This is a genomic window from Clostridium sp. CX1, from assembly GCF_025398335.1.
GTDB classification, from domain to species: Bacteria; Bacillota; Clostridia; order Clostridiales; family Clostridiaceae; genus Clostridium_AM; species Clostridium_AM tanneri.
The window spans coordinates 56190-80260 of the sequence record NZ_JAODOO010000013.1; the positions used below are offsets into that span (position 1 = coordinate 56190).

Sequence of the window (24071 nt, forward strand, 5' to 3'; positions counted from 1 at the left end):
TTTAAATTCTACATTTATAGTATAAAACAAAACTAAGTATCAAATAATAACAATTATTATTGATTATTTTTACAGTTAGTAGTAAAATATAAATAAATCATACTAAAATAGTCGGATATAAGTAGAGATATAGCCGCCAATCTTTTATATAAAAATAAGGATATACTTTTTCTACTTATCCACTGAAGAGAAAATACATAAGTATTTTTAATCTGAATTCAGAGTAAAATACTCGGTTATAAAGGAGAGATAACTAAGATGTTAAAAATAAACAACTTAAGAGCCTGTGTTGAAAATAAGGAAATACTAAAAGGATTGAACCTAGAAATAGGAAAAGGTGAGATACATGTAATCATGGGGCCTAATGGTGCTGGAAAATCAACCCTTGCAAATATATTAATGGGACATCCAAAGTATTCAATTACAGAGGGTGAAATAATTTTTCAAGGAGAAGTGATTAATGAATTAAAGGTAAATGAAAGGGCAAAAAAGGGGATGTTTTTATCCTTTCAATATCCGGAAGAAGTACCAGGAATAACAGTAGAAAATTTTCTGCGCACAGCAAAGGGGGCAGTGTCAGGAAAGGTTCAAAATGTCATACAGTTTAGGAAAGTACTAAAGGAAAAGATGAGACTTTTAAAAATTGATGAAAACTATGCTCAAAGATATTTAAATTTGGGGTTTTCTGGTGGAGAAAAAAAGAAGAACGAAATACTTCAAATGGCATTACTTGAGCCAAAGCTTGCAATTTTAGATGAAACAGATTCAGGATTAGATGTAGATGCTGTTAGAGTTGTAGCAGAAGGTGTTAAAGAATTAAAGAACGAAGAAAATTCAATTCTTATAATAACTCATCTCAACCGTTTGTTAGAGTATCTAAAACCAGACTATGTTCATATTTTAATGGACGGAAGAATTGTAAAAACTGGAGATATTTCTTTAGCAAGAGAGATTGAAGAAAAGGGATATGATTCAATAAGAGGACAGTTATAGAAACTTTTAAAAAAGAGGTGTAGAAGTTGGAAAAGAGAAAAACTTACATTGAGGATATAGAACGCAGCATTTATGATATGAAAAATGAGTTTCAATACAGTTATAAGACAGAAAAAGGGCTAACAAGAGAAATAATAGAACAGATATCTGATGAGAAGAATGAACCTCAGTGGATGAGAGATTTTAGAATTAAGTCTTTAGAAATATATAATAGTATGCCTATGCCATCTTGGGGACCGGATCTAACAGAGTTAGATGTAGATAATATAATAACCTATATTAGACCTAACACTAATATGAAACATGATTGGGAGGAGGTTCCTCAAGATATAAAGAAAACTTTTGATTTATTAGGAATCCCAAAGGCTGAGCAGCAGTCACTGGCAGGAGTAGGCGCACAGTACGATTCAGAAGTTGTTTATCATAATGTAAGCAGAGAGTTAACCAGCCAAGGTGTGCTTTATATGGATATGGAAACAGCAGTAAAGGAATATGAGCAATTAGTAAAACCATATTTTATGAAGCTTGTACCACCAAGTGATCATAAGTTTGCAGCCCTTCACGGCGCGGTATGGTCAGGAGGTTCCTTCGTATATGTACCTGGTGGCGTTCAAGTGGATATACCGATTCAGTCTTACTTTAGGTTAAATGCTCCAGGAGCAGGACAATTTGAACATACCCTAATTATAGTTGAAAAGGGAGCAAGAATTCATTATATAGAAGGATGCTCTGCTCCAAAATACTATGTTAACAATCTGCATGCTGGTTGTGTAGAGTTATTTGTAAAGGAAGAAGCAACCCTTAGATACAGCACTATAGAAAACTGGTCTAGGAACATGTACAACTTAAATACAAAGAGAGCAGTGGTGGATAAAAAGGGAACTATTGAGTGGATATCCGGTTCCTTTGGATCCAAGGTGTCAATGCTTTACCCTATGAGTATTTTAAGAGGAGAAGGTGCTAAATCAGAATTTACAGGAGTCACCTTTGCAGGATCAGGTCAACACTTAGATACTGGATCTAAGGTAGTCCATGCAGCACCACATACAACTTCTACCATAAATTCAAAGTCTATATCTAAAAATGGTGGAGTTGCCTTATACAGAGGACTTCTAAGTGCCACTCCAAATGCTCACCATGCTAAAGCCACAGTATCTTGTGAATCTTTAATGCTTGATAACCAATCAAGATCAGATACTGTACCGGTTATAAGTGTTGCTAATGATAGTATAGATATTGGTCATGAAGCTAAAATAGGCAGGATAAGTGATGAGGCTATATTTTACTTAATGAGCAGAGGACTAAGTGAAGAAGAAGCAAAGGCAATGATAGTTAGGGGCTTTGTAGAACCTATAGCCAAGGAACTTCCTCTTGAATATGCGGTGGAGATGAACAATCTAATCAAGTTAGAATTAGAAGGAACTATAGGGTAAGGGGTGAGATAAATGAATCTTAGTATGAGAGAAGCTTTAAATAATAAGTATGATGATATTTCGGAAATTCTAAATTCAATAAATGGAGAAAAGAACCAAAAATTAAATCAGACAGCGGTTCCTGCTTGGAAACATTTAAAGGTGAATAACTTTAATTTAGAAAGTTTCCACCTTCCTAAGATAGAACCTTTTAATAAAGACTATATAAACTTAGAAAATGACACCTTAGACAAAGCAGTAGTTTTAGAAACTAAAAACGCATTATGGGTAGTAGAGGACATAGAAGAGCTAATAAATTTAAAAGATAGCTTTGGAATATCAGATAAGTTTATAGCCTTAGGTGAATATAACTTTAACACCGGTGTGTATGTTAGAAGTTATGAGAATGAAAGAGTAGAATCTCCTATTAGACTGAGCTTTGAAATGGATGAAAAAAATCCTACAACTGTAGATCATAACATAGTGGTGGCAGAAAGGGGCAGTAAGGTAACTGTTGTTATAGATTATAGTACAAAAGATTACTATGACGGGTTTCACAATGGAGTTACAAAGGTGTTTGCAAAGGAAAATTCAGAAGTTACAATAGTCAAAGTTCAGAGAATGAATGATAAATCAATGCATTTTGATTCCAATGTTGCCTTTGTGGAAAGGGACGCTAAGGTTAATTGGGTAATAATTGAATTAGGAAGTAAAATTAACGTAACTAACTACATATCAAATCTTGAAGGTAACAACAGCGTCTCACAGTTATACTCTGCATATCTTGTGGATGGAACTGGAAAGCAAGATATTTACTACACAGCAAATCATAGAGGAATGAGAAGTGAAAGTAATATGGAGATTAAAGGTGTAGTAAAGGACGAGGGAAGAAAAGTATTCAGAGGTAATATAGATTTTAAAAAAGGATCTTCAAGATCTAAAGGATCACAGGAAGAAGATGTACTTTTACTAAGTCCTAAAGTAAAAACAGACTCAATTCCAATGCTATTATGTGAAGAGGATGATGTGGAAGGGGCACATGCAGCAACAGTTGGACAAATAGACGAGGCTAAATTGTTCTATCTAATGAGCAGGGGTTTTAGTGAAAAGGAAGCTGAGAAGCTAGTGATAGAAGCCAGATTTAGTCCGATTTTTGAGAAAGTACCAGTGTTAGAACTAAGAGAGTTTTTAGAAGAAGAGTTAAAAAAGAGGCTTATAGATGATGTTACTTGTTAACTAATTATAATTGGAGGAATAATATGAGCAAAATTGATGTAAATAAGATAAGGGCAGATTTTCCTATCCTTTCACTACAGGTAAATAATAAAAATTTAGTTTATCTAGATAATGGGGCTACCACTCATAAACCTAAATCTGTTATTAAGGCAATAACCAATTATAACGAAAGGCTTAACGGAAATCCCCACAGAGGAGCTCATTATCTAAGTGTAGCAGCAACGGAGGCTTATGAAGAAGCTAGGGAGAAGGTTAAAAATTTTATAGGAGCGGAAAAAACTAAAGAAATAATATTTACTAAAAATACTACTGAATCCTTAAATCTAATTGCTTATACCTATGGGATGACTTTTATAGAACCAGGAGATGAAATTGTAGTTACTATATCCGAACATCACAGTAATATTCTGCCTTGGCAGATGGTGGCTAAGGCCAAAAATGCTACACTAAAATATATGTATACTGATAAGGAAGGAAGACTTTTAGAAGAAGAATATAAAAGCAAGATTACCGATAAAACAAAGTTGGTAGCAGTAGCACAAATGTCTAATGTCCTTGGAACAATTTATCCTATAAGGGAAATTACTAAATATGCCCATAAAAAGGGAGCTATTGTAGTAGTTGATGGAGCACAGAGTGTACCTCATATGAAAGTTAATGTAAGAGATATTGATGCTGATTTCTTTGTTTTCTCAGGACACAAGGCATTGGCGCCTATGGGGATTGGAGTTCTATACGGAAAAGAAGAGTTATTATTAAGTATGCCGCCATTTTTAAGAGGTGGAGATATGATAGAATATGTTACAGAGCAGAATTCAACCTTTGCTGAGTTACCTTTTAAATTTGAAGCAGGAACACAAAATGTTGAGGGTGCAGTGGCACTATCTGCAGCTATAGATTATTTAGAATCAGTGGGCATGGATAACATTGCAGAATATGAAAAAGAGCTTACAGAATATGCACTAAGTAAGATAAAAGAAATACCTTATATAACTGTGTATGGACCTAAGAATATAAATAATAGAGGTGGTCTTATATCCTTTAATATAGAAGGAGTCCACCCTCATGATGTGTCTAGTATTGTAGATAGCTATGGGGTAGCGGTAAGAGCTGGTCACCATTGTGCACAACCTCTTATGAAGTACTTAGGTATTGGGTCTTCCTCCAGAGCAAGCTTCTACTTTTATAATACTATTGAAGAAGTAGATATGTTTATTGAAAGTATAGAGAATGTAAGGAAGTGGTTAGGGTATGGAGAATCTTAGTTCTATATATTCTGAAATAATTATGGAGCACAACCAAAGTAATCATAATAAAAGGCATTTAGAGCATGCTGACTGCAGGGAAAGAGGGCATAATCCCAGCTGTGGAGATGATATAACCCTTTCTCTTAAATTTGAAGGTGATATTATTAAAGATGCAGCTTTTCAGGGAAGTGGTTGTGCAATTTCTCAGGCATCTACTTCTATAATGATAGATATTATTAAAGGTAAATCTAAGAAAGAGGCTCTAGAATATGTAAACACCTTCATAGGTATGATTAAAAAGGAAATTACAGAAGAGGAACAACTAGAAAAATTGGAAGACGCTATAGCTTTAAGAAATATTTCAACTATGCCTGCCAGAGTAAAATGTGCTGTGTTGCCATGGCATACTCTAAAGGAAGGAATAAAAGAAAGATAACGTTGAAGCTCCCCTAAAATTTAGGGGAGTTATTTTATTTATTGTATGTCAAATGTTCATGTCTAACATATAATAAATTGAAATAGTTGGACAAACTAAAATTTGTAGGTAGGGAAGTCAGGTGTTTATAATGAGCTTAGTTTTTCAAGAAACCTTCAATTCTTTGCTAGTTTTAGATAAATTAAAGGATTTAAGTACATTTCAGGTTTCTAGTTTAATATTACTTATTTTAATTATTGTAGATACAATGTTAGGATTAAAGGTAGCAATAAAGTACAATCGTGTAGGTAGCAGAGGTTTTTTGAAGTTTGTTAAAAAGGTAGTACTATATACAACAGCTATAATAAGCGTAAGATTGCTAGAGGTTGGAATGCTTGCCTTTATTACTACTACACTGTTATCCCAATTAATGTTAGCCTTCCTTATTGTATCAGAAACCATAAGTATACTGGAGAACCTGACTATATTAGGAGTGCCTATTCCATCAAACTTCATTTCAATCATCGTTAGTAATTTAAAGATTGCAGGCTTCGATAAAGTGTTAGAGGCAAGAAGAAGTAATGAAAAAGATATTATAGAAATTGATGATATTATAAAATATCAATTGCCAAATTTCAAGGAAAAGAATATTAGGATGTTACTAGATATAAAATTTAGGACATGGAAACTTATATCTGAACAGATAGACAAGGATATTAGTGGAAATGATTCTAATAAGGAAAGGTTATATTACAAAGTATTATCTTTAATAGAACTAGGGTTTAGAGAAATGGAGCAGGAATTTGAAAGCGAAAAGATTTGTAAGGAATGTGTTGAAAAGTTTTTTAAAATTCATCAGTCAAAAAGAAACAAACTATTAAAAAAGGTTGAAGAGATTTGCTACTCGGAAAAAAGTATTGAGGATAAAAAGGATGAATTAATTGATAGTATATTAGTGTTATTATATGAAACCATAGTGGATGCTTATAAAATTATTTAATAACTTAGTGGCCCTTAGAGATTGCCATTTTATATATTTAACTAGGGAGGATAATCTAAAAAACAACTCAGCGTGAACTGAGTTGTTTTTTAGATTAAATTATGGATATAATTAAAGGAATTTTATTATAGCAACAGTATTAAGTATAACCAGACTTATAAAATTTATTCATTGGAGTTATTGCTATTTTTACAAATAATTTAATAGTTTAATAAGCCTAAATTTGCACAAACTTATATTACAACAAGGAAACATCATAAAATAACAAAATTATAAGGAGGAACATATTATGGCAAATAGAAATAGTAATAGAGTATTAGTACCAGAGGCAAAGGCAGGATTAAATCAATTTAAAATGGAATCAGCTAGAGAGGTAGGAGTAGATTTAAAAGAAGGTTATAATGGAGATTTAACAGCTAGAGAAGCTGGATCTGTAGGTGGAAACATGGTTAAAAAGATGGTTGAAGCTTACGAACAAGGCTTAAAATAGTATACGATTAATAGAAAAGAGTCAAGTATAACTAGTACTTGGCTCTTTTCCATTAAATTTATAATTTGCAATAAGGTTATTTAGCAATTTAGTATATATAATTTAAATACTTTCTAGATGAAAAACCTTCTATTCCATTTATCTTAATCTTTACCCAGTTACCATCCTTTGAGTAGTCTAGTACTTCTGCATATTGATTTTTACCTAATACTCCAAGTATGGAAGCAGTACTTGATGGATTACTTCTTATATTTAGTTGGTACACATTATTAATTGTCACATATTTACCACTTGGTATAGAGGTAAAAAGCTCACCCCATACCCATCCAGTTTTTCCGTTGTAATTCACCAGGTACCATCCATTGGCCTGGTCAATTAGATAAAGTATAGTTCCCTTTGGAACAGTACCTAGTAAGGCAGCATCATCAGAAGGTGCCGCTTTAAAATATGCTGAATAAGTGACCTTTGTCACCTGAGCAAACTGACCAGCTTTAACAGGACTTTGAGAAGATTGCTGTGAAGAATTTGAACTGTTACTATCATCTACAATATTTATATATCTGCCAGGTACATAGCCGTTGTTTATATCATCCATAGTAACAAAATATTTTTTTGTTCCTTGAATTCCACCAAAAATTTGTTCCCAGGTAGATTCATAGGTATAAGCACCAGAAATTCCGTTTAACGTACCCCATTTATCAAAAATTAAAACATGATCTCCAGCTCTATTTAATATATCCATATGCTTAAGCTCATTTAAACTTATTTTTTTAAAATATTTGTCAAACATAGTTGAAGTTGATATTTTATAATCCTGTATATTAAAGACTGCTTGTACAAATCCAGAACAGTCAATACCGGCAGTTCCTGATATATATCCCATTCCAGCTTCTGTATTCACATTTCCTGTATAAGCACCTTTATTAACCCCGTCTAAAAAGTTTGTCCAAGGAGCATTGATGGATTTTGAGTCTAGGGAGTCTTGTCCACCCCAGTTATAAGGTATACCAGTAAATTGAGCAGTTGTTACATTATCAAATTGGCTTGGAGCAGTCACATAAGAGGTGTACTTTGGGTTTAAGTTTCCATTTTTATTCTTATCATATGTCCATGTTAAGTTTATTATCTTTAAAGCTCTTTCCTCAGCTTCACTTCTTGTTATTGGATTTTGCACTGTATTGGCACTGACAGATTTAATAGGAGCAACTACTGTAGTTATTCCAAATAGAATACCAATTATTAGAGAACTGATTTTTTTCATTGAAGACCTCCTTTTAATCCTTAATATAAATCTATGATGTTATTATAAATTAGGATAGTAAAAGTTATCAATAATCAAATTATGGCACTGAGAGAGGATTCTTAATGATTACAGGGGGAGATGAAGGAGATAAGGTTGTGGGTTTTAACAGTAATTAAGTTATAAGAAAAATAGAGTCAGGTAAAAACCTAACTCTATTTTTTGATCTTGAATTTTTTTACAGATTCATTTAGATACTCTATAGATATAACCAAATTTTCTAGCTTATCAACTATTGACTGTATAACACTTACTTGTTCTTCTGTAGAAGCAGAAACTTCTTCTGTTGCAGCATTAAATTCTGAGGAAGTGTCTAGGATATTTTGCATAAGAAGTTTTAATTGATTACTGTCGTTATCTATGCTGTTAATCTGCGAATATGCGTGCTCAATACTATTAATTGTTGAGTTTATATTGAGTTCTATATTATTATAGTCCTTAAATATACTATCATTAATAGCTTGTCTATTCTTATCTAGCTCTATAGATTGATTTTTAATCTCTTCAGATAGTTTAGATTCAGATTTTACTTTATTTAGCAACTCATCTATATTCTTAACTGCCCTGGAAGATTCTTCAGCTAGTTTCCTTATCTGTTCCGCAACTACAGCAAAGCCCTTTCCATGCTCGCCAGCCCTTGCAGCTTCTATAGAAGCATTAAGAGCAAGTAAATTTGTCTGAGTGGCAATGCCAGAAATAGACGCAGTCATACTTTCGATTTCCTTTACATTTTCATTAAATACGCCTATTATTTCATAGATCTTTTCAGACTGTTCAATATTTTTGTTTTCTAGTTCCTTTAAATAGTTTAAGTTATATAGACCACCGTGTACAACTTCATTTGTATGATCAGATTTTTCCTTTATTTCTGTAATGTTATTATTTATTACGTTTAACTTATTAGCAAAATTGTCTAAAAACTCCTTTCCGCTATTGACATTTACGGAAAGATTAGTTGATTCTGCAGCAATTCCGTTTACAGCTCCAGAAATTTCTGTAGACATATTGGCTACAAATTTGGCTTGGTCTTTAAGTTCTACAGATGCAGTATTTACTGAAGTGTAGGTAGAAATAATGTTTTCTATGATCTTTTTTAAATCTAATATCATAGAATTAAAGCTTCTGCTAAGGTCTCCTATTTCATCCTTGCTATAAAAAGTAGTTTCTTCTGTCAAATTTCCCTTTGCAAGCTTTTTCGTATTTTTATTTAATATTAAAATTCCTTTTAAGAATCTATTTGTAGCAAATATAGTAACAGCAATAGATATTAAAAGCGATATAATCAATGCTGCAATAAACCCTTTAATCAATGAATTCAGTGGTTTCTTATATTCTTCTACAGGCGTTGAAATTCCAATAATCCAACCAGTGGACTTTAAAGGTTCATAAACAAAGCATTTTTCCTTTCCATCATAGTCCTCCTGTAAAAACACTTTAGTTGATCCACTACGGATGTTGCTAACCATTGTTTTATATAATCCATTTACAACCTGTGACATATTCTTGGAGTTACCCTCTGTCCATTGAAAGTCTTTATTTGGGTGAACTATAAAATCATAACTAGCGTCAAGTAAAAAACCATAACTATTTTCTACATCTTTAACTTGTTCAACTACTGTAGTTAAATAATCTACATAAATATCTGCAGCAGCTACTGCTATTACAGAGCCATCCTTTTTAATAGATTTTGAAATAGAGATAACCATTTTCTTAGTAGTTGAATCTAAATAAGGTTTGGTATAAGTTATCTTATCACTATTTAAAGCTAGTTTATACCAGTCTTTTTCAGCTGGATTATAGTCAGCAGGAGGTATCCAACCATCACCGGATATCATACTTTTATCTTTAAAGGCTATGTAGAAACACAATACATTTGGATTTGATTTTTGCTTTGCTATAAAGTAGTTTAATAACCTATCACTGTCGTAAGAATCATAGTACTGAAGATCATTTGCCATTTCCTCAACTATCTCACCCTGCTGTGTAAGCCAGCCATTAAGCTGTTCAGAATACTTTTCAGCAGTTATAATAGAATGCTGCTGAGCTTGTTTGATAACTGTGTTATAAGAAATATAATAGCTAATAGTAAGTGAAAGTAGAAGGCAAATTAGACATAATGCACTTACCACAATAGGAAGTTTAACCTTTAAACTTTTCATTTGTATCCCTCTTTTCTGCAATATCAATTTAGTCAAATATATATAAAACAAGGTTAAGAACCTAGGTGTTTTTATATCCACCGTTATTATATTTATACAATATAGTTAAATATTATTATATCACTTTATGTCAAAAAATCTAATAGTTATTATAAAAATAATCCAATTTATCAACCTAATCCAAGTTGATTGTGCAATAAATTTAACTAGTTTAAAAATAGAAGAGAAATAAGATGTTTTTTATGTAAAGCATTAATATAAATAAATAGCTGTAGAAAATTGTCACAAAAGTTATTATAATAAAGTTATTAAAGTGTTTATACAATCACTATCTGCCCTAATACCATCATACCCTTTAAGGCAGGAATAAAGAGCGGATGCGACGGTGGATAATCACTTCTAACCTTCAGTGGGGGCAATACCTTATTTGAAGCCAAGAATTCTGTTTATGTAAGGAGATGTAAAATTACTATGAGGCTTACTTTATTAAATGAGAGTATAGTAGGAAAAGAATTAGCAGTGTCAGTATACCTATCTAGCGGTATGATTTATGCAAGTGAAGGTATAAAAATAACTGAAAGCAATATAAAAATATTACAAAAAGTAGGAATAGATACGGTTTATATTAAAGATGAAAATGATGATATAAATTTAAAGGAAATATTAAATACTCCTGTTAGACTTGAGGTAATTAGAGAGTTAAAGATTATATACGATAATATAAAAAAGGATAAAACTATTGATGAAAAAAAGATTATGAGCATTGCCAATAAGATTATTGACAACCTAGATGTATCGGAAAACTCATTTTTGCTTAGTAACATAGGACAGAGAGATGAAGAATTAAAATTAGTAATTCATTCTATTAATGTAGCTATACTTTCCCTATTAATAGCAATGAATAAAAACTATAGCAGAGACAAGCTTGAGAAATTAGCTGTAGGTGCTATGCTTCACGATGTGGGAAAATTATTTGATGAAGGGGAAAAGCATTGCCTATTAGGATATGAATTTATAAAAAGCCAAACTCACATACCAGTAACTTCTTACATGTGCATTTTACATCACCATGAATGTGAAGATGGGACAGGTTATCCGGAGAAGATTAAAGGAGATAAGATTCATGAATTTGCAAAAATAGTTGCTATATGTAATGAATATAACAATTTATTGCAATCTGGAAGTTTTACATTACCTAGTATGGCAATAGAATATATTACTAGTCAAGCTGGTAAAAAATTTAATGATGAAATATTTAAAGAGTTTATTAATTCTGTGTATTGTTATCCAAACGGATTATTTGTAAAGCTAAATAACGGTGTAGAAGGAGTGGTTGTACTACAAAACAAAAACTTCCCAACAAGACCAATGATAGGAGTTATGGAAAATGGAAAGCCTGTTATATATAATTTGATGGAAAACTTATCATTGTTTATCGAGAAAGTAGTTCTTTAGATAGAAAACTAAAAGGATATTAACAGTTATTCCATTAACAAATAATAAAGTTAACATTATATTCACATATAAGTATTATTAAATAAGAAGGATTTTCAAGTACATTGTTGAATATAAACAAATACTAGATTATTTAAAATGGAGGAGATAGGATGAAGTCATTAAAAGGAACAAAAACTGCTGAAAACTTGATGAAGGCCTTTGCTGGAGAATCACAGGCAAGAACTAGGTATACATATTATGCATCTGCAGCTAAAAAGGAAGGTTATGTACAGATTTATAATCTATTTATGGAAACTGCTGAAAATGAAAAAGAGCATGCAAAGGTATTTTTTAAACATCTAAAAGGAAGTTTAGATGGAGAAATGGTGGAGATAACTGCATCATATCCAGTAGCACTAGGAGATACTAAATCAAATCTACTAGCTGCAGCAAATGGTGAAAATGAAGAATGGGCAGAACTTTATCCAGAGTTTGCAAAAGTAGCTGAAGAAGAAGGATTTACATCAGTAGCGGTATCCTTTAGAAAAATAGCTGAAGTTGAAAAACACCATGAAGCTAGATATAGAAAGTTACTTAGCAATATAGAAAATGATACTATGTTTAAAAAGGACAGTTCAGTTCTATGGAAATGTAATAACTGCGGATATATATATGAGGGAGAGAGCGCTCCAGAAGTATGTCCTGCTTGCATACATCCACAGGGATATTTTGAAGTATTTGTTGAGAATTATTAAATTGTAAGTTATTTATAGAGGGGGGAAGTTGTAGCTAATAATGCTGGAATTTTCCCTCATTTTTAATAATTAACTATTAAATCTATTGCTTTCTATTTTAGGTAAGATTATAATTAATATAGTTAATATAGTTAACTATATTAACTATATTAACTATATTAAAGCTTATAGGTTTTAACAGTTGAATTTATAAATAGCTAAGACAGGAGGGGAATCAATGTTTAGTTCCTTTAGACGAAAAATGAGTATTGGATTTATTACACTTTCATTAGTATGCATTGCTTATACAGTAACTTTAATGAGTGTACAGTTTGGAAAATTATTTACCACACAGGTGGCAAATGATGCGTTAAACCTAGCTTTATCTATAGAGAATGGTATAGAAAGCTATGAAACAGACAACTTACAAGACATACAAGAATATATAGAGCATAGCAAGGAAGATGCCAAAAATGTATCCTATATGGCAATAGTTAACCAAGAAAATAAAATTATAGTAAGTACAAGCAAAAACGACATTGGGAATACTGCAACAGAAAAGGCTTTATCAGTTATTAAGAGTGGACAAGCCGTTCATCATGATGAAAAAGGCGGTGAAACCAAGGAACTTGTTCATGAAACTATAGTTCCATTTAAAGATAAGTCTGGAGATAAAGGCGCCCTAATAATTCAAACTTCTTTAAAAGAAGTTGAAGAACTGCCTATTACCATACTAAAGAAGGTAAGTTTATTTATAATAATTATAATAGCGCTTGCAGTACTTGTATCCTATATAGTTTCAAGAAGGTTTGCGAAACCTATAATGGCTATGGTAGCAGATTTGAAAAAGGTAAGTGAAGGAGACTTAACAGTTCAGTTTAAATCTACAGGAAAAGATGAAACTTCTCTTGTGTCTGATAGTATGAATTATACAATAAAGGTTATAAGAACTATGATTGAAAAAATTAAAGAAGCAGCCTCAGAGCTTGAGGGAGTTTCTGGAAACCTGGCCCTTTCTAGTAATGGAGTAGCATCTTCTAGTGAAGAAATAGCTGCTTCAATGACAGAGGTTACGGAGAGTACAACAAGACAATCAGATAAGACTGTTGAGACGCTGCAACTTTTAGAAGAGTTTTCCGAAAATCTAGTTAAGGTAGTTGATGAGCTTCATATAGTTACAAATAGCAGTAATAGAATAAAGCTTTCGGCGGATAATGGTACAGTAAAGATTGAAGAACTTAATAAGGCAGTGGAACAGCTGCAGAAAACATTTTTATATGTTACTGATAAGGTTAAAGTTTTAAACGATAATGTTAATAAAATTAACACTGTTACAGAGGTTATAACCAGTGTTGCAGAACAAACAAATCTATTAGCATTAAATGCATCAATTGAAGCTGCCAGAGCAGGAGAATCCGGAAGAGGATTTTCAGTAGTAGCTGATGAAATAAGAAAACTGGCTGAACAGGTTTTAGACTCTTCAAAGAGTATTAATACAATAGTTAGCACTATTACTAGTAATACAAAGGAGCTTTCTAAAACTTCAGAAGTTGCCTCTAATTTTATTGTAGGACAAGGTGAAATAGTAGAAAATACTATAGATGCATTAAAAGAAATACTGCTAGAAACAGAGAAAATAGTTCCTCAGGTAAAATCTGTTAATGAAACTTTAAACAGTACTGTAGAATCTAAGGATGGAATAATATCCAACATTCAGGGCTTTGCTAACGATGCACAGGAAATATCTGCAGCCACTGAATCGGTAACAGCAGCTATAGAAGAGGAAACGGCATCAGCAGAGGAGTTAAATAGAACGGTAAATAGCTTAACTGATATGTCTAAAAGATTAGCTGAAAGTATAGAAAAGTTTAAAATCTAGAATAAACTAGGGACTGCTGAAAGCAGGTAGTCATCGGATAAATTTTCATGAATAAAAACCATGCATATAAGGAAATTTGTTTTCCTATTTATGCATGGTTTTTGTTTTTGTATAGGACTTTTATGAATTTTGTAGAAGTCCCTATTTTACTTGCTTTGTTTTTGTTGCATAGGGCCATGGTCCTTTGCTGCTGGCATAGCTGCTTTAATAGCGTCAGCTTTTTCCTGTGATATAATACCAGCAGTTACAAGCTCAGCAGTTAGATCAGTTTTCTCTTTTTTATTGTTTTCAAAATAAGTTTTACGTTCAGCTTCTGTCATATTCTTAACTTTATCCATTTCAGCTTTTTTCTCGGTTTGCTTTTGGTTCATAAAATCCAAAATTTTATTTTCTTCATCCTGTGTAATAGTTCCAGCAGTAACTAGTTTATCAAGCTGGTTTTTAAATCCTTCTGTACCCATTCCATGTCCTTTTCCGCCCCCAGGACCTCTATGGGTTACTTTGGCTATAGCATCTGCTTGTTCCTGTGTTAGAGTTCCAGATGTAACTAATTCACTTAAAAAATTAGTTTTTTCTGCTGGCTTATTATTTTCAAAATAAGTTTTGCGTTCAGCTTCTGTCATATTTTTAATTTTATCCATCTCTGCTTGTCTTTCAGTGTCTTTTTGCTTAAAATAATCTAAAACTTTAGTTTCTTGATCAGCTGTAATAGTTCCGGCAGTAACTAACTTATCAAGCTCAGTTTTCATATTTTCTGCTGAGACTTTCTTATTAATTCTAGTTTCTTGTCTTTTTGTATTATCTCCAGTTGTTCCATCTGCACTACTCTTTGCGAAAACAAAGCTTCCTGTTGATAGAAGAACACTTCCAGCTACTACTGCAGTTATAACTTTACTCATTAATTTTTTACTCTTCATTTTATCTCTCCTTTAAGTGCTTTTATTTTTATAACTTATTATTTGTTATGAGTATATAATATCCTTTAATTGTCACAATTCCGTTACAACTTGGTTAATATTTCATAGATAATAATTAATAACTTGTTAAAAACTAGACGCAATTTAATAATTTAATTTAAGTTATTTGTAAATACTAGAATGTAACTAGGCTTTATAAAAGGTGGTGATTTGTAGTGGAATCTGCTAATAATGTTGTTAGTGAGAGAGCGAAAAATGATCCTATAGGAAGTGACTTAGAAGATAATCTTAATAAATTAAAAGTCATTTTTGTTTATCCAGAAAATAAGGATTTTATTATCAGAGATATTCATATAAAAGCTATAAATACAGATGGAAAGATATTATATCTGAATGGCATCGTAAATGAAGACGTAATACAAAAACACATTATTATGCCTCTTCTAGAAAAATCTGAACCTAATGAAGGTAATGAAAATATTTGTACTTTTTTAATGAAAAATATTATAACTGGAAAAAATGTTAAAAAGGTCAGTAGCTTTAAAGAGATTTCAAATGAAATCATAAATGGAAATACAATACTGCTTATTAAGGGACACAATGAGGCTATTTCTGTATCCACTACAGAGTATCAACATAGATCTGTAGAAAAGCCTACTACAGAGAATGCACTAAAGGGTCCAAAGGAATCCTTCACAGAATCCTGTTCAGTTAATCGATCCCTAATTAGAAAACACTTGAAGGATTCTAAGCTTATTTCGGAAAGTATTATTCTCGATACCACAGTTTTTAATGAGATTTTTATTATGTACATAAAGGATATTGCAAATCCTCAATTACTAGAAGAAGTAAGAACAAGACTTTCAAAAATTAGTATGGAGAATGTAAAAAATCTTTCAATATTGGAACAATATATAGAAGATAAGACCTACTCTCTAGTGCCTACAGTTCTACTTACAGAAAGGCCAGACAGGGTAGTAGCCTTTCTCGAAGAAGGATATGTGGCAATGCTTATGGAAGGAGCCCCTTACAGTTTAATAGTGCCTGTAACCATTTGGTCATTTTTTCATACTTCTGAAGATCAATATCAAAGATGGGCCTATGGTAATTTTACAAGATTATTAAGAATGATAGCCTGTTATATTGCACTGCTTACACCAGGCTTATATATAGCTGTAAGCAGCTACCATATTGATATGATACCTACAGATTTAGTTCTTGCTATAGCAGCAAGCAGAGAGAAACTTCCCTTTCCAGCTATAATTGAAGTGCTATTGATGGAACTAGCCTTTGATTTAATTAGGGAGGCAGGAGTAAGGGTGCCAACTCCTATAGGACCTACTATTGGAATAGTTGGAGCTCTTATTTTAGGTCAGGCAGCAGTTCAAGCAAATATAGTAAGTCCCATACTAGTAATCGTTGTATCATTAACAGGTTTGTCATCCTTTGCGATTCCAGAAACAAGTTTAAATTTTATGATTAGAATAGGAAGATTTATTTTTTTGTTTGCTGGAGCAGCAATGGGGTTTTATGGAATGGCAGTATGCTTTGCTGTATTAATAACCTATTTAAGTACCATAAAGTCCTTTGGAGTTCCCTTCAATTCACCTATAGCTCCCTATTATAAATCTTCTAAAGATACAATTACTAGACCGCCAGCATGGAAGCAATTACTAAGGCCTTCATTCCTTAGGCCTATAGATAAGGTCAGAAGTAAGAAGCCGAAGGGAGAGTGATTATTCTGTTTAAGCAACCTAATAATAAAACTGGAACTAGAGAGTTTTTTGCAATGATTGCTTTTACTATAGGTATGCAGGCTGCAGACACAACGCCAACATTGCTTTTTAAGGAAGCTAAAAGTGCTGCCTGGATGATGGTGTTAATATCATCAGTTATCCCTTTCGTTTGCCTTCTTATTCTTCTAAAGATATTAAAAAAATATGAGAATAAAGGCTTAGTAGAAATTATATATCAGCTAACAGGAAAATATATAGGTTTCGTACTAAGTAGTACATTAACTATTTTAATAATACTATTTTCTGCAATTAATACTAGAAGCTATATTGATATATTATCAAATGTGTTCTTCTTAAATACACCGGTAATAGTATTATATTTTATATTGATGGTAGGCAGTTCTTTAATTGCCTACCATGGCCTAGAAGCTATAGGAAGATTTGCATGGATTAGTTTTCCTTATGTTTCACTGGCGTTGACAATATATGTAATACTAGTTATTAAGAATCTTAATTTTGGTTTTTTATTTCCTATTTTCGGTTGTGGTATTAAAAATATTATAAAGGGTGGGATAACTAATAGTACTCTCTTTGGTGAAGTGATTTTTTTTACTATCTTCTTTCCCTATGTGAGAAATTATAATTCCTATAAGACTGCAAACATTATAGGATTAGGTTTTGTAACCATTGTAATTTCTTCATTTTGTGCAATATATATGATGGCTTTCGATTATCCCCCAGCAGTAATTATAAATTTTCCTTACCAGACTCTTGCCAGACTTATATATGTGGGAAGATTTCTTGGGAATTTAGAGGCATTTTTTTTAGCCTTTTGGGTCATAGGATCAATTATTCGTTTTTCTGTATACATTTATATGGATGCAGCCTTTTTAGGGAAAACATTAAGGTTAGAAGAGTTTGAACCGCTAATTCCACTTTGTGCTGCGTTGACTATGGCTATTGGAATGATACCAGAAAACTTTTTCCATATAATTGAGGTTGCAAAAACCTTTTTGTTAAAAATAGCTTTAGTCTTTATTTATTCACTACCTTTTATCCTTTTAATCATTTCTAAATTGAAAGGAGATTGTAAAAATGAAGTTTAGAAAGGTTAGTTTTTTTATGATCTTAATATTGGTGGTAACTCTATTTAGCGGCTGTTGGGATAAGGTTGAAATAGAGGAACAGGGTTATGTTGCTGCCATTGGAATAGATAAGGGTAGTGAAAAAATGATGAGAATAACCTTTCAAATTACAAATCCTAAAGCTGGGGGAGGTAGTGGAAATACACCTCAGGGTGGTGGTGGCAACAGTCAGCCATCAGATATTATAACAGTAGAAGCACCAGGACTTCTTACTGCCAGGGAGTTAGTAAGTGTATCTGTAACAAGAAGAATATCCCTTTCCCATGCAAAGATTTTAGTTGTAGGTGAAGATTTAGCAAAAACTAAGGAGTTTTTTCGTGCCCTGGAGTCATCGCTGCGGGACAAGGAAATTAGACGTGCTATGAGTTTAATGATATCTAGAGAAAAGGCTGAAGATTTTATTAGACAAAATAAGCCTATCCTAGAGGATAGACCTGAAAAGTTCTTTCAGTTTATGGCAAGAAGATGGAGGGATACAGGATTGGTTCCACCTAACTCAAACTTAAACAGATTTATGCAGCGTACTGAAGAAGGAGGAAGTCTTTTTTTAACTACCTATGGTACTGCAAAAAATTTTTCTGATAAAGATGGAAAAAATGAGGCGGATTTTCTACCAGGTCAGGTAAATAAGAAGGGAGGGAATCCTACTGAAATAATAGGCTCTGCTGTGTTCAAAGAGGGAAGGATGATTGGGAGTTTAACTGGAGATGAAACCAGATTAGTTGCAATTTTAAGACCTAAACCAGAGGTAAGGAGTATGGTGTTTACTTTTCCTGATCCATTAAATGAAAAGTATCGTACTGTAGGGAGGGTTATAAAACAACAGAAAACTAAGATTCATGTTGATATTACCGAAGGGGCTCCAGTTATAGATGTAACTGTACCAATCTCAATTGATATACTGTCTATCCCTAGCTTTGAGAGTTATCCTGAAGATATGAATAAGCAAGCTATATTAAAAAACTCAATAGAAAGTTATTTAGAAAAGGAGTCCATGAAGGTAGTACAAAAGTCACAGCGTGACTTAAATGGAGATCCCTTCCTATGGGAGCTTGCAGCTAGGAAAAAATTTTTAACCTATGACGATTATAAAGGCTACGATTGGATGAAAAAGTTTCCTAAAGCTGAGATTACAATTCATTATAAAGTAAACTTGAAAAGCTTTGGTAAACAACTTAACCCACCTGAGAAACAGGATACAAAACAGTAACTATAGGATGGTTTATAAATATGACTTGGATATTTCTTTTAATTTATATAATTATTGCGTGGTTTACTCTTAGATTTGCAAGGATATCATGGAAAAAAGGAAAAAAATTTAGCAGCATAATTATTGTTATCCTAGTATTAATCTTGGTAGCATTAGCTGTTGGAATATTTATTATAGGGACAAAATAGATCAATATAATAAAAACACCTTAATTAATTTGAAATAATGACGAAGAATAAATTATAACATGATAATTGAGAAGGTGGGAAAATGCTGCGAGATTTATTTGTTAACATAAGTATATTAATTTCTTTTATATTTTTAGGCTTTATATTTTTTAAGGATACTCCAGTAAATCATAAGTCTTCGGTGAAAATAAGATATACAGCAGGAATAATAGGAGGAGTCTTAGGAGTGATTCTAATGACATTAAACATTCAGCCTAGTGTAAATTCTTTAGTAGACTTGAGGTTTATTCCAGTAATCATAGTGGCCATTTATGCAGGAACCTTCCCAGCTATAGTTACTGCAGTTATAATAGCTTTGTTTAGGATACTTTTATTTAAGGTGAATTTCTCAACAATACTAGCTGTAACAGCTATTATGCTAAGCGCTGTTGGGAATGGAGCTATATCAAAGTTAACTGCAAGGCTTTGGGAAAAATGGTCAGCCATGTGCTTATTCAGCGTTATGTTATTTACAATTAAGCTAGGGATTACTTTAAAGGGATCTGATCAATTATACAATACAGTTTTAGAGTTTTGGATTACCTCTATCCTAGCATCTTTAGCTATATATCATGTGATAAAATATGCTGAAGAGACCTATGTTATCTTCACCAAGTTTAAGGAACAGTCAACAAAAGACTTTTTAACAGGTTTAAGTAATTCGAGAGAATTTAATTTATTGTTTGATAACTTAACTGATAGGGTGGGCAAAGATATTGATAGATTTTCAATACTAATAATTGATATAGATTATTTTAAAAGGATTAATGACAGTTATGGTCACCCTGCAGGAGATGCTGTTCTTAAACAATTAGCAGTAGTTTTAAGCAATGTATGCAGTCCTGATGATGTTATATCACGTATTGGTGGAGAAGAGTTTGCTATCCTCTTGCCAGATAGCAACTATATGAAGGCCTCATGGGTAGCGGAACGGATTAGAATGGCAATAAAAAGACATAAATTTTTATTGCAGAATGGGTTAGAAGTAAGCTGTACTGTATCAATCGGAGTTGCTACATATCCAGATACTGTTACAGATGCCAATAGGTTAATCAGTAAAGCTGACCAGGCACTTTACAAAGCAAAGGAAATGGGAAGAAATAGGGTGTTTTGTATAGGAGATAACTGTAATTTAGTACAGCATGGGGAGATTACTAAGTAGCAGTTTTATACGTAACAAAAGTTTGGAGCACTGAATACCGGTGTGCAGGCAGAGGTATACTACTTGAAGGCCCTCATTTCGGCAAGAAGGTCTAATGCTGGCTCAACTTTGAAAATGAACTACAACTCAATGCTTTCTTCGAAAGCTGAGTTTCCGTTAACATTTTCAAAATCGCCAGCATAAGACCTTCTAACCCTCATTCAAAGCCTTCTACGCAGTACACCTCTACTTACACACCTGTTTTTAGTACCATCAAAATTTTTGTTATGTGAATAATACAGCCAATAAAAATATGCGGCAGCGTAATTAGCAGAGCGAAATATATATAAGGTATGTTGTACATTAATTATTAAAAATTCTAGATAAGAATGCAGAGCATGAGTAAATGATATTTATGTAATTATGAAATTTTCTAAACTAAATACTCTATCACACTTTAAAGAGTCCTTACAGACATTATAATTTGACTGTTTATATTAGTTAAAAATATCATCAGAACTCTTTGTAAGTGTTATACCGTAAGGGCTTGTCGCCCTATATTATAAGTTTATTTTTATATTATTGCAACAAAATAAGAAAACTTAGAATAAGAATTAAAACTTTGTAGCCTGTGTGTTGGTAGATATGTAGTGCGACAGTTAGCTTCGAACAAGACTACAGCCTCTTACGTTGGCGAGTTTAAAAAGGATTCAAGTTTTTCAGCTCTCGAAGAGACGCATTGAAAAATTTGACCTTTTTAAAAATCGAGCCAGCATTAGAGGCTGTTGTCGATGTGAGGGCTAACAGAGCACTACATAACTGCCTACATACACAGGCTGCCAAGTCTAATTGCTAAGTTCCCTTTGTGTCGTATTATACTTTTATAGTTCAGTTATAATAATAGGTTCTCCTTTGGTAACTACTATTGTATGCTCATATTGGGCAACTAAGCTTTTATCTTCAGTTCTTAATGTCCAGCCATCCTTTTCTTCTACAGTAAATTCAGAGCCAGCGGAGATAAATGGTTCTATTGCTAGTACAAGTCCTTCTTTTAGCAGATAATCTTGTGATTTATCAAAAAAGTTTGGAACATACTCCGGTTCTTCGTGAAGCCTTTTTCCAATACCATGACCTGTTAAATCCTTAATTACAGTAAAACCATTATTCCTAGCTTCATTGTGGATTGCTCTTCCTATTTGATTAAGCTTAACACCAGGACGTACCTTTTCCATAGCCTTGTAAAATGCTGATTTTGAACATTCACAAAGTTTTTTGGCTAATGAGGATGAAGGTTCAACGGTTATAGTAACACCAGTGTCAGCGAAATAACCATCTAACTCTGCAGATATATCAATATTAACTAAATCTCCTTTCTTAACAATTCTTTCATCTGGTATTCCGTGGGCTGCCACTTCATTTATGCTTATACAGGTGGCACCAGGAAAATTATACTCATATCTTGGAGCGGATCTTGCACCATATTTAGAGAGGACCTCTTCACCAATGCGATCAAGTTCAGCGGTGGTGATACCTGGTTTAATATTTTTAATCATTTCTTCACGGGCTAATGCCACTATTCTTCCTATTTTTTTTAAAGCTTCTAAATCTCTTTCAGAGGTTATAATCATATATAACAATCCTTCCTTTCATATCCTACTTTATATTTAGTAAATAATTTCAGTTTACTATAAATAATGTTTACTCGCAAAACAATTATTATAACTTTAAATTAATATGAGTATATGTTAAGATTAACAATTAGGATTCAAGGTATAATAATATTAGCGGATTAAAGGAGGAGAATAAATGGATAGATCTAAACAACTAGGTGAAGGAAGTGTTGGAAGTTTATTACTTAAGTTTTCTATTCCTGCTATTGTTGGTATGGTAGTAAATGCACTTTATAATATTATAGACAGAATATTCGTAGGAAGAGGCGTAGGGCTTTTAGGTATTTCTGCCACAACAGTAGCCTTTCCTATAGCAATTGTTATTATGGCCTTTGGAATGCTGGTAGGAATTGGTGCTGCTGCTACTGTATCCTTAAAGCTTGGTCAAAAAAAGAAAGAAGAGGCAGAACAAATATTAGGCAATTCCTTTACGTTGCTTATTTTAGTGTCCATATTTGTAACTGTTTTGGGGCTCATTTTTGAGGAACCTCTGTTAATAATGTTTGGAGCAAGTGAAGAGGTTTTACCTCTAGCAAAAGAGTTTATTACAGTAATTTTACTAGGAGCTGTACTACAAAATATAGGTTTTGGACTTAATAATATTATACGTTCAGAGGGAAATCCTAGAATGGCAATGATTACTATGCTAATTGGAGCTATACTAAATACTATCTTCAATCCTCTATTTATTTTTGTTTTTAATCTAGGCATAAGAGGATCAGCTTTGGCCACTATAGTGTCACAGGCGGTTTGTTCTATATGGGTACTTTCATATTTTATGGGTAAAAAAAGTTCACTGAAACTTAAGACTGAAAATTTAAAGCTAAATATTAATATTGTAAAACAAATATTTGCCATAGGGTTATCTCCTTTTTTAATGCAACTGGCTGCTGGAGTAATTAATATAACCTTTAATAAAAGTCTGCAGACCTATGGAGGAGATATTGCTATTGCTGCTATGGGTATTATAAACAGTGTTACTATGTTAATATTGATGCCTATTTTCGGTATAAATCAAGGATCACAGCCTATTATAGGCTATAATTATGGTGCTAGAAATTTCACAAGGGTAAAGAAGGCATTAAAGCTAGCAGTACTGGCGGCTACGGCAGTATCTTCTATAGGTTTTATTATTGTAGAGTTGTTTCCGAGAGCAATCATAAGCATTTTTAGCAGCACAGATGTAGAACTAATAAATATAGGTTCAACAGGAATTAGAATATTTCTAGCGATGCTTCCAATTATAGGATTTCAAATTGTAAGTTCAAATTATTTTCAAGCAGTAGGAAAAGCAAAAGTTTCTGTATTTTTAAGTTTGTCCAGGCAAGTTATAATGCTGCTGCCACTGCTGCTTATTTTGCCTAACTTTTTAAAGTTAAACGGAGTATGGATTTCTGGTCCAGCAGCTGATGCTCTTTCTTCTATTTTAACAGGAGTATTTTTGTTTAAAGAACTTAAGCGTTTAGGAAATGCTGAACCAAAAGTGGTGTAAGAATATATATATATATAATAATCTTGGATAAATATTATGTTAAAGTATAAATTAGAGGTAGCAATGGCTACCTTTAATTTAAATTCTGTAATTACAACCCTATACATATTTACTTAACTTTATTTATATGATAAACTTTATTAGGTTGTAAATAAAATTTCACCTTACGGTGAGAGAGGTTCGCGAACTCCCTCTATAAAAAACTAAGGATTGGAATGCTGTATCCTTAGG

General features: G+C 32.6%; 19 protein-coding genes and 1 riboswitch. Of the genes, 15 read left to right on the top strand and 4 right to left on the bottom strand.

Annotated features, from left to right (window positions below; all coding sequences use genetic code 11):
* Window positions 1-258 precede the first annotated feature (258 nt).
* The 7 genes from sufC (at window position 259) to N4T77_RS14430 (ending at window position 6793) form a co-directional block, all read left to right on the top strand.
* Entirely contained in the window at window positions 259-993 is a 735-nt protein-coding gene (sufC, locus tag N4T77_RS14400; protein ID WP_261672514.1) for a Fe-S cluster assembly ATPase SufC, read from the top strand.
* Between the two features lie 26 nt (window positions 994-1019).
* Window positions 1020-2426 carry a Fe-S cluster assembly protein SufB gene (gene sufB, locus N4T77_RS14405; RefSeq protein ID WP_315903170.1) on the top strand — a complete coding sequence of 469 codons (1407 nt, stop codon included), beginning with the start codon at window positions 1020-1022 and terminating at the stop codon, window positions 2424-2426.
* Window positions 2427-2438: 12 nt separating this feature from the next.
* Window positions 2439-3641 (top strand): Fe-S cluster assembly protein SufD, encoded by a 1203-nt coding sequence (gene sufD, locus N4T77_RS14410; protein ID WP_261672515.1) that lies wholly within the window; start codon window positions 2439-2441, stop codon window positions 3639-3641.
* A gap of 23 nt (window positions 3642-3664) precedes the next feature.
* Complete coding sequence (locus N4T77_RS14415; protein ID WP_315903171.1) at window positions 3665-4906, top strand: cysteine desulfurase; 1242 nt, start codon at window positions 3665-3667, stop codon at window positions 4904-4906.
* Entirely contained in the window at window positions 4893-5324 is a 432-nt protein-coding gene (gene sufU, locus N4T77_RS14420) for a Fe-S cluster assembly sulfur transfer protein SufU (RefSeq protein ID WP_261672516.1), read from the top strand. Before N4T77_RS14415 ends, sufU begins: the two co-directional genes overlap by 14 nt.
* A 130-nt stretch (window positions 5325-5454) precedes the next feature.
* Complete coding sequence (locus N4T77_RS14425) at window positions 5455-6303, top strand: phage holin family protein (RefSeq protein ID WP_261672517.1); 849 nt, start codon at window positions 5455-5457, stop codon at window positions 6301-6303.
* A 289-nt stretch (window positions 6304-6592) separates the two neighbouring features.
* Complete coding sequence (locus N4T77_RS14430) at window positions 6593-6793, top strand: alpha/beta-type small acid-soluble spore protein (RefSeq protein ID WP_261672518.1); 201 nt, start codon at window positions 6593-6595, stop codon at window positions 6791-6793.
* Between the two features lie 88 nt (window positions 6794-6881).
* Here the strand turns inward: N4T77_RS14430 and N4T77_RS14435 are convergent, their stop codons facing one another.
* On the bottom strand, window positions 6882-8054 hold the full coding sequence (locus tag N4T77_RS14435) for an SH3 domain-containing protein (protein ID WP_261672520.1): 1173 nt from the start codon (window positions 8052-8054) through the stop codon (window positions 6882-6884).
* 194 nt (window positions 8055-8248) lie between these two features.
* Complete coding sequence (locus tag N4T77_RS14440; RefSeq protein WP_261672522.1) at window positions 8249-10252, bottom strand: methyl-accepting chemotaxis protein; 2004 nt, start codon at window positions 10250-10252, stop codon at window positions 8249-8251.
* Between the two features lie 471 nt (window positions 10253-10723).
* Here N4T77_RS14440 and N4T77_RS14445 point away from each other — a divergent pair, with 471 nt between their 5' ends.
* The 3 genes from N4T77_RS14445 (at window position 10724) to N4T77_RS14455 (ending at window position 14302) form a co-directional block, all read left to right on the top strand.
* Complete coding sequence (locus N4T77_RS14445; protein ID WP_261672524.1) at window positions 10724-11707, top strand: HD-GYP domain-containing protein; 984 nt, start codon at window positions 10724-10726, stop codon at window positions 11705-11707.
* A 152-nt stretch (window positions 11708-11859) separates the two neighbouring features.
* Window positions 11860-12444: a rubrerythrin gene (gene rbr, locus N4T77_RS14450; RefSeq protein ID WP_261672526.1), complete on the top strand. Its 585-nt coding sequence runs from the start codon at window positions 11860-11862 to the stop codon at window positions 12442-12444.
* 217 nt (window positions 12445-12661) lie between these two features.
* A complete protein-coding gene (locus tag N4T77_RS14455; protein WP_261672527.1) occupies window positions 12662-14302 on the top strand; it encodes a methyl-accepting chemotaxis protein in 1641 nt (546 codons plus the stop codon).
* 146 nt (window positions 14303-14448) lie between these two features.
* Here the strand turns inward: N4T77_RS14455 and N4T77_RS14460 are convergent, their stop codons facing one another.
* A complete protein-coding gene (locus N4T77_RS14460) occupies window positions 14449-15219 on the bottom strand; it encodes a hypothetical protein (protein ID WP_261672530.1) in 771 nt (256 codons plus the stop codon).
* A 215-nt stretch (window positions 15220-15434) separates the two neighbouring features.
* Between N4T77_RS14460 and N4T77_RS14465 the strand changes: the two genes are divergently transcribed.
* From N4T77_RS14465 to N4T77_RS14480, 4 genes are all read left to right on the top strand, one after another.
* Entirely contained in the window at window positions 15435-16955 is a 1521-nt protein-coding gene (locus N4T77_RS14465; protein WP_261672531.1) for a spore germination protein, read from the top strand.
* On the top strand, window positions 16952-18061 hold the full coding sequence (locus N4T77_RS14470; RefSeq protein WP_261672532.1) for a spore germination protein: 1110 nt from the start codon (window positions 16952-16954) through the stop codon (window positions 18059-18061). The genes N4T77_RS14465 and N4T77_RS14470 overlap by 4 nt, the downstream gene beginning before the upstream one ends.
* Window positions 18051-19310, top strand: a complete 1260-nt coding sequence (locus N4T77_RS14475; RefSeq protein WP_261672534.1) for a Ger(x)C family spore germination protein — start codon at window positions 18051-18053, stop codon at window positions 19308-19310. The genes N4T77_RS14470 and N4T77_RS14475 overlap by 11 nt, the downstream gene beginning before the upstream one ends.
* Window positions 19311-19580: 270 nt before the next feature.
* On the top strand, window positions 19581-20699 hold the full coding sequence (locus tag N4T77_RS14480; RefSeq protein ID WP_261672536.1) for a diguanylate cyclase: 1119 nt from the start codon (window positions 19581-19583) through the stop codon (window positions 20697-20699).
* Window positions 20700-21559: 860 nt separating this feature from the next.
* On the opposite strand, the gene map is transcribed toward N4T77_RS14480, so the two are convergent.
* The gene (gene map, locus N4T77_RS14485; protein ID WP_261672538.1) at window positions 21560-22306 is read right to left on the bottom strand and encodes a type I methionyl aminopeptidase; all 747 of its coding nucleotides are present in this window, start codon (window positions 22304-22306) and stop codon (window positions 21560-21562) included.
* 178 nt (window positions 22307-22484) lie between these two features.
* Here map and N4T77_RS14490 point away from each other — a divergent pair, with 178 nt between their 5' ends.
* Window positions 22485-23840 carry an MATE family efflux transporter gene (locus N4T77_RS14490; RefSeq protein WP_261672539.1) on the top strand — a complete coding sequence of 452 codons (1356 nt, stop codon included), beginning with the start codon at window positions 22485-22487 and terminating at the stop codon, window positions 23838-23840.
* Window positions 23841-24009: 169 nt separating this feature from the next.
* A riboswitch (PreQ1 riboswitch) is annotated at window positions 24010-24053 on the top strand.
* Window positions 24054-24071 lie beyond the last annotated feature (18 nt).